This is a genomic window from Solwaraspora sp. WMMD937 (assembly GCF_029581175.1).
GTDB lineage: Bacteria > Actinomycetota > Actinomycetes > Mycobacteriales > Micromonosporaceae > Micromonospora_E.
This window is the reverse complement of the sequence record NZ_CP120738.1, coordinates 919641-934285: the sequence shown is the minus strand read 5'-3', so window position 1 is coordinate 934285 and position 14645 is coordinate 919641. Positions and strand designations below refer to the sequence as shown.

General features: G+C 70.4%; 16 protein-coding genes. 10 read left to right on the top strand and 6 right to left on the bottom strand.

Annotated features, from left to right (window positions below):
• Nucleotides 1-88 precede the first annotated feature (88 nt).
• Nucleotides 89-835 (bottom strand): VOC family protein, encoded by a 747-nt coding sequence (locus O7621_RS04110; RefSeq protein WP_282232802.1) that lies wholly within the window; start codon nucleotides 833-835, stop codon nucleotides 89-91.
• Nucleotides 836-984: 149 nt separating this feature from the next.
• Here O7621_RS04110 and O7621_RS04105 point away from each other — a divergent pair, with 149 nt between their 5' ends.
• Entirely contained in the window at nucleotides 985-1410 is a 426-nt protein-coding gene (locus O7621_RS04105) for a HEAT repeat domain-containing protein (protein WP_282232801.1), read from the top strand.
• A gap of 70 nt (nucleotides 1411-1480) precedes the next feature.
• Here the strand turns inward: O7621_RS04105 and O7621_RS04100 are convergent, their stop codons facing one another.
• Nucleotides 1481-1675, bottom strand: coding sequence for a hypothetical protein (locus O7621_RS04100; protein ID WP_282232800.1), 195 nt, complete (start codon nucleotides 1673-1675; stop codon nucleotides 1481-1483).
• Nucleotides 1676-1856: 181 nt separating this feature from the next.
• Here O7621_RS04100 and O7621_RS04095 point away from each other — a divergent pair, with 181 nt between their 5' ends.
• From O7621_RS04095 to O7621_RS04085, 3 genes are read left to right on the top strand one after another with little or no spacing between them, the layout of a single operon-like run.
• On the top strand, nucleotides 1857-2096 hold the full coding sequence (locus O7621_RS04095; RefSeq protein WP_282232799.1) for a hypothetical protein: 240 nt from the start codon (nucleotides 1857-1859) through the stop codon (nucleotides 2094-2096).
• Complete coding sequence (locus O7621_RS04090) at nucleotides 2093-2335, top strand: hypothetical protein (protein WP_282232798.1); 243 nt, start codon at nucleotides 2093-2095, stop codon at nucleotides 2333-2335. Before O7621_RS04095 ends, O7621_RS04090 begins: the two co-directional genes overlap by 4 nt.
• A gap of 37 nt (nucleotides 2336-2372) precedes the next feature.
• Nucleotides 2373-2510, top strand: a complete 138-nt coding sequence (locus O7621_RS04085; RefSeq protein ID WP_282232797.1) for a hypothetical protein — start codon at nucleotides 2373-2375, stop codon at nucleotides 2508-2510.
• A 279-nt stretch (nucleotides 2511-2789) separates the two neighbouring features.
• Here O7621_RS04085 and O7621_RS04080 read toward each other — a convergent pair whose 3' ends face one another.
• Nucleotides 2790-3596 carry a hypothetical protein gene (locus tag O7621_RS04080; RefSeq protein ID WP_282232796.1) on the bottom strand — a complete coding sequence of 269 codons (807 nt, stop codon included), beginning with the start codon at nucleotides 3594-3596 and terminating at the stop codon, nucleotides 2790-2792.
• A gap of 318 nt (nucleotides 3597-3914) precedes the next feature.
• Between O7621_RS04080 and O7621_RS04075 the strand changes: the two genes are divergently transcribed.
• The 3 genes from O7621_RS04075 (at nucleotide 3915) to O7621_RS04065 (ending at nucleotide 7406) form a co-directional block, all read left to right on the top strand.
• A complete protein-coding gene (locus O7621_RS04075; protein ID WP_282232795.1) occupies nucleotides 3915-4532 on the top strand; it encodes a TetR/AcrR family transcriptional regulator in 618 nt (205 codons plus the stop codon).
• A gap of 42 nt (nucleotides 4533-4574) precedes the next feature.
• A complete protein-coding gene (locus O7621_RS04070; RefSeq protein ID WP_282232794.1) occupies nucleotides 4575-6797 on the top strand; it encodes an MMPL family transporter in 2223 nt (740 codons plus the stop codon).
• 66 nt (nucleotides 6798-6863) lie between these two features.
• Nucleotides 6864-7406 (top strand): YbhB/YbcL family Raf kinase inhibitor-like protein, encoded by a 543-nt coding sequence (locus tag O7621_RS04065; RefSeq protein WP_282232793.1) that lies wholly within the window; start codon nucleotides 6864-6866, stop codon nucleotides 7404-7406.
• Nucleotides 7407-7452: 46 nt separating this feature from the next.
• Here the strand turns inward: O7621_RS04065 and O7621_RS04060 are convergent, their stop codons facing one another.
• Entirely contained in the window at nucleotides 7453-8244 is a 792-nt protein-coding gene (locus O7621_RS04060) for a hypothetical protein (protein ID WP_282232792.1), read from the bottom strand.
• 354 nt (nucleotides 8245-8598) lie between these two features.
• Here O7621_RS04060 and O7621_RS04055 point away from each other — a divergent pair, with 354 nt between their 5' ends.
• Nucleotides 8599-10152, top strand: a complete 1554-nt coding sequence (locus O7621_RS04055; RefSeq protein WP_282232791.1) for a peptide deformylase — start codon at nucleotides 8599-8601, stop codon at nucleotides 10150-10152.
• A 13-nt stretch (nucleotides 10153-10165) separates the two neighbouring features.
• Here O7621_RS04055 and O7621_RS04050 read toward each other — a convergent pair whose 3' ends face one another.
• Nucleotides 10166-11281, bottom strand: a complete 1116-nt coding sequence (locus O7621_RS04050; RefSeq protein ID WP_282232790.1) for an FAD-binding oxidoreductase — start codon at nucleotides 11279-11281, stop codon at nucleotides 10166-10168.
• Nucleotides 11282-11334: 53 nt separating this feature from the next.
• On the opposite strand from O7621_RS04050, the gene O7621_RS04045 reads away from it, so the two are divergent.
• The gene (locus O7621_RS04045) at nucleotides 11335-12228 is read left to right on the top strand and encodes a CPBP family intramembrane glutamic endopeptidase (protein ID WP_282232789.1); all 894 of its coding nucleotides are present in this window, start codon (nucleotides 11335-11337) and stop codon (nucleotides 12226-12228) included.
• On the opposite strand, the gene O7621_RS04040 is transcribed toward O7621_RS04045, so the two are convergent.
• Nucleotides 12215-13129, bottom strand: a complete 915-nt coding sequence (locus O7621_RS04040) for a hypothetical protein (protein ID WP_282232788.1) — start codon at nucleotides 13127-13129, stop codon at nucleotides 12215-12217. The genes O7621_RS04045 and O7621_RS04040 overlap by 14 nt on opposite strands.
• Before the next feature lie 305 nt (nucleotides 13130-13434).
• On the opposite strand from O7621_RS04040, the gene O7621_RS04035 reads away from it, so the two are divergent.
• Entirely contained in the window at nucleotides 13435-14619 is a 1185-nt protein-coding gene (locus tag O7621_RS04035; protein ID WP_282234447.1) for an erythromycin esterase family protein, read from the top strand.
• Nucleotides 14620-14645: the final 26 nt, after the last annotated feature.

Genomic DNA, 14645 nt, shown 5'->3' with positions numbered 1-14645 from the left:
CTGATCGAAGGGTGTTGGCGTCGGCCATGCCGAACCACGGCCTGATGGTGACAGCGGTACGCCAGTTTGTCGTGATCATTTCGCCTGGTCAGGACGCCCAGACGAGACAGAAGGGGTGGCCGGCGGGGTCGGCGTAGACGCGCCAGCCGGGGCCGGCACCGTCGAGGCGGGTGGCACCGATGGCGAGGGCGGCCCGTTCGGCGGTGTCCACGTCCTGGACCTGCACGTCGAGGTGGATCTGCTGCGGGTACGCCGGGTCCGGCCAGAGGGGCGCGGCGTACCGCTCGACCTGCTGAAACAGGACGGGCTGCGCACCCTGTTCGCCGATCATGGCGATGCCGTCCCCCTCGTAGGAAACCGGTTTGCCGAGCAGTCCCGCGTAGAAGTGGCTCAACTCCTTGGCGTCGGGGCAGTCGAGCATGACGCCCGCCAGGGTGGTCCGCGGCTCGTCAGCTTTCAGACACAGGCAGAACGGGTGGCCGGCCGGGTCGGCGAGGGTGTGCCACCGTTCGTTGCGTTGCAACAGGCTGGCACCGAGCTGCTGGGCGCGTTCCGCCGCCGCGTCGATGTCCGACACCTGGAAGTCGAGGTGGGCCTGCTGCGGTCGGTCCTGGCCGGGCCAGTCCGGCGGTACGTGGTCGACGGCCTGTTGCAGCCCGATCCGCCAGCCGTCGTCGGTGACGAGGGTGATCCAGTCATCGTCATCGTCGCCGGTGGGCCGGCGTTGCCAGCCGGCGAGCTGTTCGTAGAAGGTGGCCAGGCGGTCGATGTCCGGTGCGTCGATCGCCACGGCCCGCAGTGAGCCGACCGCCTGCCGGTCTGGTTCGGTGGTCATGGCCCGATCCTGCCGACCCCGGTGCCGGCCCGCCACCGGAATTCGGCGTCGGCGGTCGTTCAGGCCGCAACGCAGGTAGCAAATCTGAAAAACCCTCACAGAAACAACAGTGGACAGTGATACCTATACTCGCCGGCCGTGGATCTGTCATGGACGTTGGGGTCGGCTGGTGGGTGCGGGTGGAGGCGGTGCGGGCGTTGGCGGTGGGTGGGTCGTTGACGCCGGTGGTGGTGGAGGCGTTGACCTCGCTTGTCATGGACGCCGGGGTGGATCCGTCGGTGCGGGCGGGGGCGGTGGATGCTCTGCGGCAGGCGTCACCTACGGAGGACGTCATCGCCAGGTTGGTGTCCCTATTCGCCGACGAAGAACAACGCTTGCGAGCCGCAGCTGGACGTACTCTGATTGCGCTTGCTCGCAGGCATTCCGCCAGCGCCGATTCGATCGTCGCAACTCTTGCCGCCGTCTGTAGTCAGTTCAGCGGCCATGATCAGGACACCAAAGACCGACCGGGAGTGGACGAGGCTTACCACGCGCTCCGTTCGCTAGTTGGCGATCCTGCCCCAGCATTGCCGTAACGCTGCATCGGCGCGTCTAGGACAGAGCCCAGACGGTCCTGCCACTGGGCAAGATCGGGCCGCCCCTACGTCAATCTTCCTGCTGGGTCGGGCGGTGGGTGCGGATCCACTCGGCGACCTCGTCGCGGTCCCAGATCCGCATCCGGCCGGAGGCGACGAGTGCGACTGGTGCCGGGAAGCTCGCCCGGTTGGTGATCTCGGTGGCGCGGGTGCGCGATACGCCACCGAGCATCTCGGCGACGTCGGACAGCGCGACCAGCTTCACAAGGTCAAGCTATGCACCTTGCCTCCGTGAACATTGCCAGTTGCAAGGTTGACGGTGCGCACGTTGCAGGGGATGCTGATGAGGCGAAACCGCCGGTGCCTTTCGTGGGTGTGCCGGCAGGGCGCCGCCGTGGGCTTGATCGATTGCGTGGCACGAAAACGATCTTGAAAGGGAGAGAGCAGTGATCGTCGAGATGATTCGTGAGCTGGTGGTGCGGTGGCGGGAGTGGCGGGACGGGCGGTCGGCGGCGTCGAAGCGCCTGGCCCGGCTCGACCAGGAGCGGGCGGCGGCCAGGCAGCGGCGGTTGGCGGGCAACCGTGGGCACCGCTGGTCGTCCGAGCCGACGATGCTCACTCCGACGCTGCGTCCGCTGATGACCTACGGCCAGATGGTCGGCTACCGCGTACCGGCCGGGTTGTGATTCTGGTGGACGACGGTGCGAGCGAGTCGGGTCCGAACGACGCCGACGACGCCGACGACGCCTACTCCACCCGCGAGTGCGAGACCGATGAAGCGGCCGAGGTGGCTCTCACGCTGCGGTGGAGTTTCGAGGACCTGAAGGCTGAGCACGGTGAGGCCGGTGCCCGCCGGATCCTCGCCGAGGTCCTTGCCCGGTGGCAGGCCAACGGCGGTGAGCCCGTGTCGCTCGACGACGCGTGACTGCTTGGAATCGTCATTCTTCGAGAGGGACGGATCGATGTGGGATATCGGGGCGCTGTTCAGCGCGGCGCTGCTGGGCTTCTGCGCCGGGCTGTGGTCGTTCAAGGTCAAGTCGCGGTGGTGTCCGGACTGCGGGCGTACGACGTATCCGTTGGCGGATCGGCGTGGCGGGTAGTCGGCTGCTCCGTGCGTCCGAGCCGAGACCGGGTGACGTCCTGGTCGTCGGCGGTGAGGCCAGTGTGCAGTTCGCTGGTGGGCGCAGACTGAGGTTCCGGGTCATCTCCGTCGACCCCAGGCCGACGTACGAGGGCTGGCTCTGGGTCACGGGTTACGTGATCGACAATTCCGGTGATGCCGCCGAGCGGCGGGAGATATTCGTGCAACGTGATGGACTCTATCGTCTGCCCCGGCACGACGGGTCGTAGCCCTGTCCGGCGGCCGGGGCGGACGGTGGTCAGGCGGCGCGGTTGTAGACCGTGATCGTCAGGTTGATCGAGCTGAATACGGTATATCCCATCCGGACGTCTTCGCGGTTGAACCACACCGAGGCGAAGCGGTCTTCGTTGGTGATTGCGCAGGCGTACCTGGTCTCGGGCAGGTCCTCGTCAAGCGTCAGTTGGTACTGCGCCGTCGCCCGCTGGCAGAGCTCCGGGCCGTCACCTGCGGCTTCCCGTAGCTCGGCGTTGTTGATCGCTTCGAGGCCGATGGTGCTGAACCGAAGATCGGCCCGGCCGGTCTCGTCGTAGCCCGCGACGTCCCAGTCTGGCGCGAGTGAGTCGAGGTCGATCTCCGTTCTCGCAGAGAGGGGGACGACGGTTTCTGCCCGGTGCACCGTCACCGATGTGCCGCCGGTCGCGGGATCCGGCCCGGCGGTGGTTGGCGACGAACCCGACGAACTGCTCCCGGTCGGGCCCGGTGCCGGCGCGGCGACGTCCGGTGCCGCGACGTCCGGTGTGGCGCCCGGACGCACCGACCAGCCGAAGACGCCGGCCCCGACCAGCGCCAACGCCAGCGCACCGGTGAAACCAAAGCGAGGGCCGCCGGCCGTACGCCATCTGAAAGCGAGCGCGACCCCGCCGACGAGCAGGCTGCCCGCGATGAGCCGCAGCCCAGCGGTGGGGTGCTCGGTGAAGAAGGACGCGACACCGGCGATCGACCCGGCGACGGCTGCCGCCTGAATGAGACGGTCGACCCAGTTGATCTTTTGCCGGGGCGTGGACGGATCTGTGCGCGGCGGCGGTGGATCCACGGTGGCCGACACAGCCCCAGGGTAGCAATCAGTCTCGACAGATTGGCGCATACGGATTCACAACATTCCTGTCGTGAGGGTACTGAAACACGCGGTCCTGCCGGCCCAGTGACCATCTCCCGTTGTCCTTGCTCCGGTGACTCTTAACGAACTCTCATCAAGTTCTCGTCAGGCTTCCACCCGCCTGGGGTGAGATCTGTCGGTCGAGATCGAAGCTGAGCAGGTCGTTTGTGTGAGCTGCTTCACCTTCTGACCGATCGGTCAGGATTTCTGGGCTGGCTCCGGCATCCTTGGTCCCGGCAGGTAACCAGAGGGAAGGAGGTGGGCAAGGTGACGCAGGCGGGCCGGGGCGGCGTAGCGCGGCCCGAGCTACGCGAACAGATCCTCGACGTGGCCGCCCAACGCTTCGCGGCGGTCGGCTTCCGGGGCGCCTCCCTTCAGGACATCGCCGCCGAGGTGGGCTGCGCCAAGGCGTCCCTGCTCTACCACTTCGACAGCAAGGACGCGATCCTCGCCGCCCTGATGAACCCGGCGGTCGCCAGCCTGGCCCAACTCGACCAGCAACTGGCCGGACTCGACGACGAGACCGCCCGCCGTACGGCGATCGACGGCTTCATCGAACTCTGCCTGCGCTACCAGCGGCAGATCGCGGTGCTCTACGCCGAGATCCCGCAGATGCTGCACCAGCCCGCCTTCTGCGACCTGGAGCAGATGATCGACCGGCTGCTCGACGCCCTCACCGGTCGGTCCGGGCGCCTGGAGGACCGGTTCGCCGCCCTGGTGGTGCTGGCCGGGGTCGCCGCCGCCAGCTCCAAACACCTCGACCTCGACGCCGACCGGCTCCGCCCGCTGCTGGGCCAGGTGATCGACCGGACCCTCGGCGAACCGGGCCAGACGCGCAACCGAGACCTGACGCCAGCTGAGGATCCGAAGCCCGGCGCCAGCTGAAACCCGAAGTTCCGAAACGACCGACACGACAGAGGATGCCGCATGGCCACCCTGCTATACCGGCTCGGCCGGACCGCTTTTCGTAAACGACACCTGGTCGTTTCGATCTGGTTGATCGCCCTGGTCGGTCTCGGTGCCGCCGCGCTCGCCTTCCGCGGGCCGACCGCCAGCGACTTCAACATCCCCGGCACCGAATCCCAGGAGGCGTTGGAGCTGCTCCAGGAGCAGTTCCCGGAGGCCAGCGGGGCCGGCGGCACGATCGTGATCGCCGCGCCGGAGGGCGAGCAGCTCACCACCCCCGAAGGCCAGGCCGCCGTCCTGCAGGTGGTCGGCGAAGCCAACCAGATCCCCGGTGTGATCGCCGCGCTCGACCCGTTCCAGACCGGCAGCGTGTCGCCCGACGGCCGGTTCGCCCTGGTCAACGTCCAGTTCGCCGTGCCTAACGACGAGGTCAGCGACGAATCGCGCCGAGCGTACGAAGCGGTCGGTGGCCCGGCCCGCGACGCCGGCTTCCGGGTGGCCCACGGCGGCGAGGTGATGAGCACCGAGCCGCACGTCGGCTCCCAGGAGGCAATCGGCGTGGCGATCGCCCTGGTCGTCCTGATCATCACCTTCGGTTCGCTGGTCGCCGCCGGGATGACGATGCTGAACGCGCTGATCGGCGTCGGCGCCGGAATGGCCGGCCTGTTCGTGCTGAGTGGCGTCATCAACCTCACCTCCACGGCCCCGGTGCTGGCGCTGATGCTCGGCTTGGCCGTCGGCATCGACTACTCGCTGTTCATCACCTCCCGGCACCGGCAGCACCTGCTCGAAGGCCTGGAGCCGGAGGAGGCGGCCGCCCGCGCCGTCGCCACCGCCGGCTCTGCGGTGGTGTTCGCCGGTGCCACCGTGGTCATCGCCCTCGCCGGTCTGTCCGTCGTCGGCATCCCGTTCCTGACCGTGATGGGTCTGGCCGCCGCCGGCACGGTCAGCGTCGCCGTCCTGGTCGCGATCACCCTGCAGCCGGCGCTGCTCGGCTACGCCGGTCGCCGGGTGCTGCCACGGGGCAAGCGGGCCGTCGACCCGGCCGAGGCGCCGACCAGCCACGAGAACCAGGAGTCCTTCGGGTTCCGCTGGGCCCGACTGATGGTGAAGCTGCGGATCCCGGTGATCGTGCTCGGCGTGGCCGGCCTCGGTGCTCTGGCGATCCCCGCCGCCGACATGCGGATCTCCCTTCCCGACGCCAGCACCGCCCCGCTGGGCAGCAGCGAGCGGACCGCGTACGACCTGACCACCGAAGGGTTCGGGCCCGGCTTCAACGGCCGACTGATCATGGTGGTATCCGGTGACTCGGTGGAGGCCACCACCGCCGCCGCCGGTCAGATCACCGGTACGGTGCAGAGCCTCGACGGCGTACTGGCGGTCGCACCGCCGCAGCCCAGCCGCGACGGGCAGACCGCGATCCTGGCAGTCATCCCGGCGACCGGCCCCACCGAAGCCGCGACCGAGGAGCTCGTCGAGCGGATCCGTGAGGAAATCGCCGTACTCGGGCTGGCCCCGGACGACGACGGCCCTGCCACGGTCGCGTTGACCGGCGTCACCGCCGTCGGCATCGATGTCTCCGACAAACTCGCCGACGCGATGCCGGTCTACCTGCTGCTGGTCGTCGGGTTGTCGATCCTGCTGCTGATGCTGGTGTTCCGGTCGATCCTGGTGCCGGTGAAGGCCGCCGCCGGCTTCCTGCTGACCGTCGGTGCGGCATTCGGCATCACCGTCGCGGTCTTCCAGTGGGGCTGGCTCGCCGACCTGGTCGGCCTGGACACCCCGGGCCCGCTGGTCAGCTTCCTGCCGATCCTGCTGATCGGCATCCTGTTCGGCCTGGCCATGGACTACGAGGTGTTCCTGGTCTCCCGGATGCGGGAGGACTTCGTGCACGGTGACACGGCCGTGCAGGCCACCGTCAACGGGATGGGGCACGGTGCCCGGGTGGTCACCGCTGCCGCGCTGATCATGATTTCGGTCTTCGGTGGCTTCATCCTGGTCGACGACCCGGTGATCAAGTCAATGGGCTTCGCGCTGGCGATCGGCGTGCTGATCGACGCGTTCGTGGTACGGATGACCATCGTGCCGGCGGTGATGTCGCTGCTCGGCCGGGCCGCCTGGTGGCTGCCGGGCTTCCTCAGCCGGATCATGCCCAACGTGGACATCGAAGGTGAGCAGCTGCGGGCCAGGCTGGCCGCGCAGCGCGGCGCCGAGCTGGTCGGCAGTGGAGCCAACCAGTCCTGACCCGATTTCACCCGGCATCGGTGCGCTGGGCTGCGTACCGGTGCCGGGTGCGGCAGGATGCCAGGCATGAACCTGGACCGACCGATCGCACCTGATCCGTACGACCTGCTTCCGCCGGTCGACTCGTTCGCGTTGACCAGCACCGACCTCGCCGACGGCGGGCTGCTGCCGACGGCGCACGTCTTCACCGGAGCCGGCGGTGCGAACCTCTCCCCGCAACTGTCCTGGTCGGGCTTTCCGGCATCGACCAAGGGGTTCGTGGTGACCTGTTTCGACCCGGACGCGCCCACCGGTAGCGGGTTCTGGCACTGGCTGCTGGTCAACCTGCCGGCGTCGGTGACCGAGCTGGCGCAGGGTGCCGGCGGTGACCCGGAGAAGGCGGCGCCGGGCGCGTTCGGCGTACGCAACGACTTCGGTAACCCCGGCTACGACGGCGCCGCACCGCCGGCCGGTGACCGGCCGCACCGGTACATCTTCGCGGTGCACGCCCTCGACGTCGAAGGGCTCGATCTCGGCCCGACGGCGACCCCGGCGTACGTCGGCTTCAACCTGGCCTTCCACACCCTCGCCCGGGCGAGGCTGACGGCCACCTACCAGCAGCCGGCCTGACCACCACCCCCCGCGTGGCCGGGTCGACCGGCCGCGCGGCGCGGGGTCACGGGCGGATGCAGCAGCCGGGGCAGATCTTCGGGTCGGGCAGGGTGAACGCCAGACAGCAGGTGCGTCGCTGCACGGTGACCGCCCCGTCCTCGCCGGGCACCAGCTCGATCAGGTCGCCGATGTCGAGCGCGTCGAGCAGCGTGCCGATCGTCTCGGTGGACGAGCCGGGCAGCGCGTCGGCCGCCTGCAGCACCGCGTAGGCGATGCCGGAGGAGAGGGAGCCGAGCAGCGTGCGCGGGCCGAGCTTCACCCGGCTGTGGATCGTGTCCAGCAGCGGGCTCATGTGCTGGTCGAGCAGGGAGATCCGCAGGACCCGCAGCAGCTCGGCCTCGTCGGCAACGACCAGCACCTCGGGCAGCCCGGCCGCCGCGATCGGGTCGTGCGGCAGCACCGCCACCGGGATCCCGGTGCGCAGGCCCACGTCGACCAGCGGGCCGTCGTCGTCCATCCGCAGCAGTACGTCGTCGGCGCGCATCAGCGGCACCCGGCGGGCCGATGCCCAGCCGAGCGCGACCGGCAGTGCCACCCAGTAGCTGTACGCCTTCCAGGCGAGGGCGGCTGCGGCGTGCCGCTTCGCCTGCCAGCGCCGGGCGGCCGAGTCGAGCAGCCGGGGCAGGTGGTCGCCGTGGATCAGCTCGGTCGCGGGCAGCCAGCCGGTCTGGTTGTCGACGAGCAGACCAGCGTGCAGGCCGGGCAGGTCGTCGGTGCCGAACGCGGTGCGCAGCGTGGTGGTGATCGGGGCCAGCGGCGCGGCAGCGCGGGCCCGGGGGTCTATGACGGCGGTCACGATGAGCAACCATTGGTCGGTGCGGTGACAACCGGGCAGGTCACGGTGGCAACCGAGAAGGAGGTGGCGCTCCCGTGGTCAACCGGGTCGCACGTGCCTCGCCGCAACGTTCTCACCTTTCGATCCTTCCGACAGCTGCCGATGGTTCACCCTAGCTTGCTAAGGCTAGGCTAACCAGAGTATCGGCGAAACTATCAGCCGGGGTGGTGACACTCCGTGGCGGTGGGTGATGGGCGAATCTCGCAGAGTGCTCTGATCCGTGCTGTCAAGTGCTCTGTCGGCAACGCGCCAAATCCGACCGGGCGTCCTAGTCGGAAAGCAGACTGTGGATCCGGCCTGAGGGGACGCCTTGCAATGACCAGCTCGCCCATCGACCGCGCCGCGGACACCTTCGCGGCCGAGCTCGCCCAGTGGCGTCTGGACCGGGCGATGACCAAGAAGCAGCTGGCTGCCCGGATGGGCTTCGACCCGTCGTACATCAGCCACGTCGAAGGCCGCCGGCACCGCCCCACCGAGGACTTCGCCCGCCGGGCCGAAGCGGTGCTCGGCGCCGGCGGCGCGATCTGGCAGCGCTACCAGGAGTACGACGAACTGCGGCACAGCCGTACCAGCACCCCGCCGCGCGACCCGCCGGTGCCCGAACAGTGGATGCCGCCCGGCACCGGCCTCATCGTCGAGCAGGAGGTGGCCACCCTCGCCTACCGGGACGGCTACTACCACTGCACGATCCGGCGGGCCCTCTACAACGCCGGCACCGACCCGGTCACCCGCTACCTGGTCCGGGTCGCCGTCGACCGGTATCCCGACGACCCGGACCGGTCCAACCGGCACCACCGGGAACACCCGCTCACCTTCGTCGAGCTGGACCTGCACGCCTTCTGCGGCACCCCCGGGCACCAGGAGCCGATGCAGTGGCGCAAGAAGCACGACCGGGACGCCTTCAAAGAGGTCTGGCTGCTCTTCGAGAACTCCGACGGCCGGTTCCCGCTGTACCCGGGGCAACGCACCAGCATCGAGTACACCTACCGGGTCGGCCAGGAGAAGTGGGGACAGTGGTTCCAACGCGCAGTCCGGCTGCCCACCCGGCAGCTCACCGTACGGCTGGATTTCCCGGAAGCGCTCGACCCCCAGGTCTGGGGGGTCGAGACGTCCCTGTCGGCGGAGGACGCCCCGCTGCGAACGCCGGTGCGCCGGCATCGGGTGAACGGCCGGTCGGTGCTGGAGTGGTCGACCGACGCGCCGCTGCTCAACGCCCGGTACCGGCTGGAGTGGCGGTTCCGGTCCGGGCCGCCGACGCACGGCGGCGGTCAGGTCGGGTCACCGGCCGGGACCGGGACCGGGACCCGGCCGGAGCCGCGGGCCAGTGAACGGATGCGGGCCATCGGGATCGTGCAGCGGGGCGCCGAGATGCTCCGGCAGCAGGTGCAGCCGTTCGAGCTGCCGGCCGACGAGGCGGTGGCGTTGGACACCGTCGCCCGGCTGCGGGCCATGCTGGCCCGGCTCGACGAGCTGCACCCGTTCGGCAAGGGGGTGGGCCTGGCCGCACCGCAGATCGGGCTGCCCTGGGCCGCTGCCCTGGTCCGGCCGCCGGAACCGGGAGCCGAGGCGCTGGTGCTGCTCAATCCGCGGGTCGTCGACGCCTCGGTGGAGACTGACGACCAGTACGAGGGTTGCCTGTCCTACTTCGACGTGCGTGGGTTGGTGCCGCGTCCGCTGCGGATCGACGTCGAACACTCCCGGTTCGACGGCGGCCGGGTGATCACGTCCTTCGACCGGGCGATGGCCCGGCTGGTCGCGCACGAGATCGACCACCTGGAGGGCCGGCTGTACGTCGATCGGATGGCACCGGGGACCAGCCTGGTGCCGGTCGAGGAGTACCGGGACAGCGGCCGGCCCTGGGTGTACTGACCGGGCAAAGCGGTCACACCTCGCCGAAGCTGTCGTAGCGGATGTGCTCGGCCGGGACGTCGAGCTCGGCCAGCCGACGCAGACTGGACCGGACCATGCCGGCCGACCCGGCGACGAAGAAGTCGTGCTCGTACCACGGGCCGTAGCGGGCCAGCACGTCGGCGACCTCGCCGTGCTCCCCGGTCCAGCCCGGGTCGTCCGAGCAGCACGGCACCACGTTCAGCCAGGGGTAGGCGGCGCAGAGCTGGCTCAGCTCGGCCAGGTCGTACAGGTCGTCGCGGGTCCGTCCGCCCAGGTAGACGTGCACCCAGCGGCTGCGGTTGTACCGGGTCAGCTCGTCGATCAGGGCCTTGACCGGAGCGAAACCGACTCCGCCGGCCAGGCAGACGATGTCCCGTGGCGAGTCCCGGTCCAGCACCATGGAGCCCATCGGGGCGGCGACCCGCAGCAGATCACCGGGGCGGACCCGGCGGACCAGCGCGCTGGACACCCAGCCAGCAGCGGCCGCCCGGACGTGGAACTCCAGTGTGTTGTCCGCCCGGGGCGCGTTCGCGATCGAGTAGCTGCGCCACAGCCTCGGCAGATAGCGCGGCACCTCGACACTCACGTACTGCCCCGCCTGGTACTCCAGTCGGTACTGCAGCGGCCGGCAGGTCAGCACGGCGACGTCGGTGCCCCGGCGTTCGTGGTCGAGCACCTCAGCGTGCCAGAACGCCGGGTTCGGGTCGCTTTCGGCACCGACGACCAGGTTGGTGGTGAGCAGTTCCAGCGCAGTGCCCCAGGCCTCGTCGTACTCGAAGCTCCACCGGTCACCGGCGACGGTACGTAGCGCTTCCAGCAGCATGCCGCCGAACGCGGCGTAGTCCGCAGCTTGCACATGGAACTTGCGGTGGGCCCGCCCGAGTGACTGCAGGTAGTCGGTGAACTGCTCCGGGTCGTCGATCGAGCCGACGGCAGAGACGATAGCCTCGATCAGACAGCGCCGCTGGGTGTCCATCTGCACCGGGAAGAGCTGGCGAAGATCCGGCCGGTCCAGGAACAGTCGGGCGTAGAAGTAGCCCGCCACCTGGTCGTGCTCCTCCTCGACGAGCACCCAGCTCTCCTTCAACAGTTGCGCGAGATCGCTCATCGAGGCCTTCCCGTCACCGTGCCGCCACTGACTCCGTATCGCTGAGTTTCAGGGTGAGCACTCTTCGTAGCGGGTCGACGTACCCGATGTGCGACATTGCCGTGCCGTACCCGCTCGGGCACAGTGGTCCGGTGACGGTCGACCTCGCCGGTACGCCACCACCGGCCAGCGGCAACCCGGACGCCCACCGGGCGGCCCCGCTGCCACCGCGCCTGCTGCGCGCCGAGGTGCTCCTGGTCCTGGGCGTGTCGCTCGGCCAGTCCGCCATCTACGCCCTGGTCACCATCACCGCGCGACTGACCGCCGACCGGCCGCTGGGCCAGCAGACCGCCACCATGAACGCCTCCCAGTCGGCCCGACCCTGGCTCGACCTGACGTACCAGCTGCTCGGGATCATCTTCGCCCTCGTGCCGGTCCTGCTGGCGGTCCACCTGCTCAGCCGGGACCGGGCCGACGCCCGCGCCCGGCTCGGGCTCGACGCCCGGTCACCGCTGCGCGATCTGGCCTGGGGCGCTGCCCTGGCCGCCGCGATCGGGCTGCCCGGACTCGGGCTGTTCTGGGTCGCCGCGCTGCTCGGGCTCAACGCCAGCCTGGTCCCGGCCGCGCTACCACAGCTGTGGTGGACGGTCCCGGTGCTGATCCTGGCCGCCGCGCAGAACGCCATCCTGGAAGAGGTGATCGTGGTCGGCTACCTGATGACCCGGCTGCGGCAACTCGGCTGGCGGATCGGCGCGGTCATCGCCACCAGCTGCCTGCTGCGCGGCACCTACCACCTCTACCAGGGCTTCGGAGCTTTCGTCGGCAACGTGATCATGGGTGTGGTGCTGTCGCTGTTCTTCCTGCGTACCCGCCGGGTGATGCCGTTGATCATCGCGCACACGCTGCTGGACGTCTTCGCGTTCGTCGGCTACGCGCTGCTGCCCCGTGACTGGTTCAGCTGGCTGTGACCGGCGCAGCCGGCGTGACCGGCCGGTAGTGCGCGCTGGCCCGCGCGGCCAGCCGCTCCAGCAGCAACGTGTCGCCCGACCAGGCGACCAGCGCCCGCCCGCCGGGCAGGAACCGGGCCGGCAACCGCAGCAGCGCCCACCCGCCGTCGGCCAACCGGCTCACCGCCTCGGTGAACCGCTGCGCGCCGCCGAGCAGCCGCAACGCCGGATCCTCGGCGTCGTCGGCCCTCGGCCGGCCCGCCGCGTCCAGCGCCGCGCGGGCCGCCGCGACGTCCGGCTGCATACCGGTCAGGGCCAGCAGCTCCGCCGCCCGGTCCCGGTCGGTCGGATCATGCCGGTACGCGGCCGCCACGTGCAGCGTGACAGCGGCCTGCGTCCAGCCGAGCGTCACCAGCTCCAGGGCCGGGCCGAGCAGCCCGCCGGCGGTGGCGACCGCCGCGCCGGCCCCGGCGAGCCGGGTGAACCGGCGAGCCGCCAGCCGGGCCAGGGCGTCGTCGCTGGCCGCCGGGTAGTCGTCGCGCAGCCGGGCCGCCCAGTCCCGCGCCGCCGGCCCGATCCGCTCCACCGCGGCCAGGGCGAGCAGTTCCGGCGCGTACGCCGGACGCGCCAACAGGTGTCGCAGCGTACCGCCGGGGACCGGATCCGGCGGGGGCGTGCCGGCCGGATCCGGCGCCGGCGCGGCTTTCGTCGCGGTGGTCTTCTTCGTCGGCGCGGTCTTCTTGGCGGCGGTCTTTCTTGGCGTGGTCTTCCTCGCCGCAGGCTTCTCCGCCGCCGTGGGCTCCGCTGCCGGAGTCGCCTTCTTCGCGGCGGCTTTCTTCGCGGCGGTCTTCTTCGCCGGCGTGGCCTTCTTTGCGGGGCTCTCGGCGCTGCCGGCTGCGCTCGACGGTGGCTGGAACAACACGGGAGCGATGGCGGCGGGCGGCGTGACGCCAACCTTCGGTGTCCTGGCCCGTGGGGCGCGGGACCGCCTCGGCTCAGCGTCAGGCGATTGCTCCTCCATGCTCAGGCAGCCTAGCCCGAACCCGCCCGCAACACCCGCCTCGCCGGTTCCGCAGGTCCCGGCTGACGGGGTTTGTGCCGGTAACGCCCGGGTACCCGGGCCCGGTGGCCAGATATGCCGCGGACATCACCGCGCTGGCGCGACCGTTGGTCGACGCCGACGACCTCGACCCGCTGATCGACCGGACCGCCGACGCGAGGGTCGTGATGCTCGGCGAGGCGAGCCACGGTACGCACGAGTTCTACGGTTGGCGGGCGGCCGTCACCCGCCGCCTGATCACCGAGCACGGCTTCTCCTTCGTCGCCGTCGAAGGGGACTGGCCGGACTGCGACCGGGTCGACCGCAGCGTCCGGGGTCGATTCGACGCCCCCCGCGACCCGCGCGACGCGCTGACCACCTTCGAACGCTGGCCGACCTGGATGTGGGCCAACGACGAGGTGGTCGACTTCTGCCGCTGGCTGCGCCGGCACAACGACTCGGTAAGCGAATCCGCCCGGGTCGGCTTCCACGGGCTCGACGTCTACTCGCTGTGGGAGTCGCTCCGCGAGATCCTCGTCTACCTGCGGGAACATCGACCGGACCAGGTGCCGGCGGCGCTCGACGCGTACCGCTGCTTCGAACCGTACGGCGAGGACCCGCAGGACTACGCGACCGCCCTGCGGCTGGTGCCCGCCGGCTGCGAGGCGGAGGTGATCGACCTGCTGGTCCGGCTGCGGCGCGACGCCGCCACCGACGGGGCCGGCAGCTTCGGTGCCTGGCAGAACGCCGAAGTGGTGGCCGGCGCCGAACGCTACTACCGGGCGCTGGTGTCCGGTGGCCGGCTGTCCTGGAACGTCCGGGACCGGCACATGGACGACACCCTCGCCCGGCTGCTCGACCGGGCCGGCCCGGACGCCCGCGCGGTGGTGTGGGCGCACAACACGCACGTCGGCGACGCCCGGGCCACCGACATGGCCGAACTCGGCGAGGTCAACATCGGGCAGCTGGCCCGCGAGCGGTACGGCCTGGACCAAGTGGTCCTGGTCGGCTTCGGCACCTACCGGGGAACGGTGGTGGCCGGTGACACCTGGGGAGCGCCGATGCGGCTGATGCCCGTACCGCCGGCCCGGCCGGGGTCGCTGGAAGCGATCCTTTCCGTCGCGGCCCCGACCGAGTCGTTGTTCGTCTTCCCCACCGACGGCAGACCGGATCTGCTCACCGACGAACTGGACCACCGGGCGATCGGGGTGGTCTACCAGCCGAACATGGAACGGCGCGGCAACTACGTGCCGACCGTGCTCGGCGACCGCTACGACGCGTTCCTCTGGTTCGACCACAGCCGCGGGGTGCGCCCGCTGCGGACCCCGCACGTCGAGCTGCGCGAACCGGAGACCTTCCCGTCCGGCGTCTGAGCGTCCCCCGGTCGACGCCACGCCGA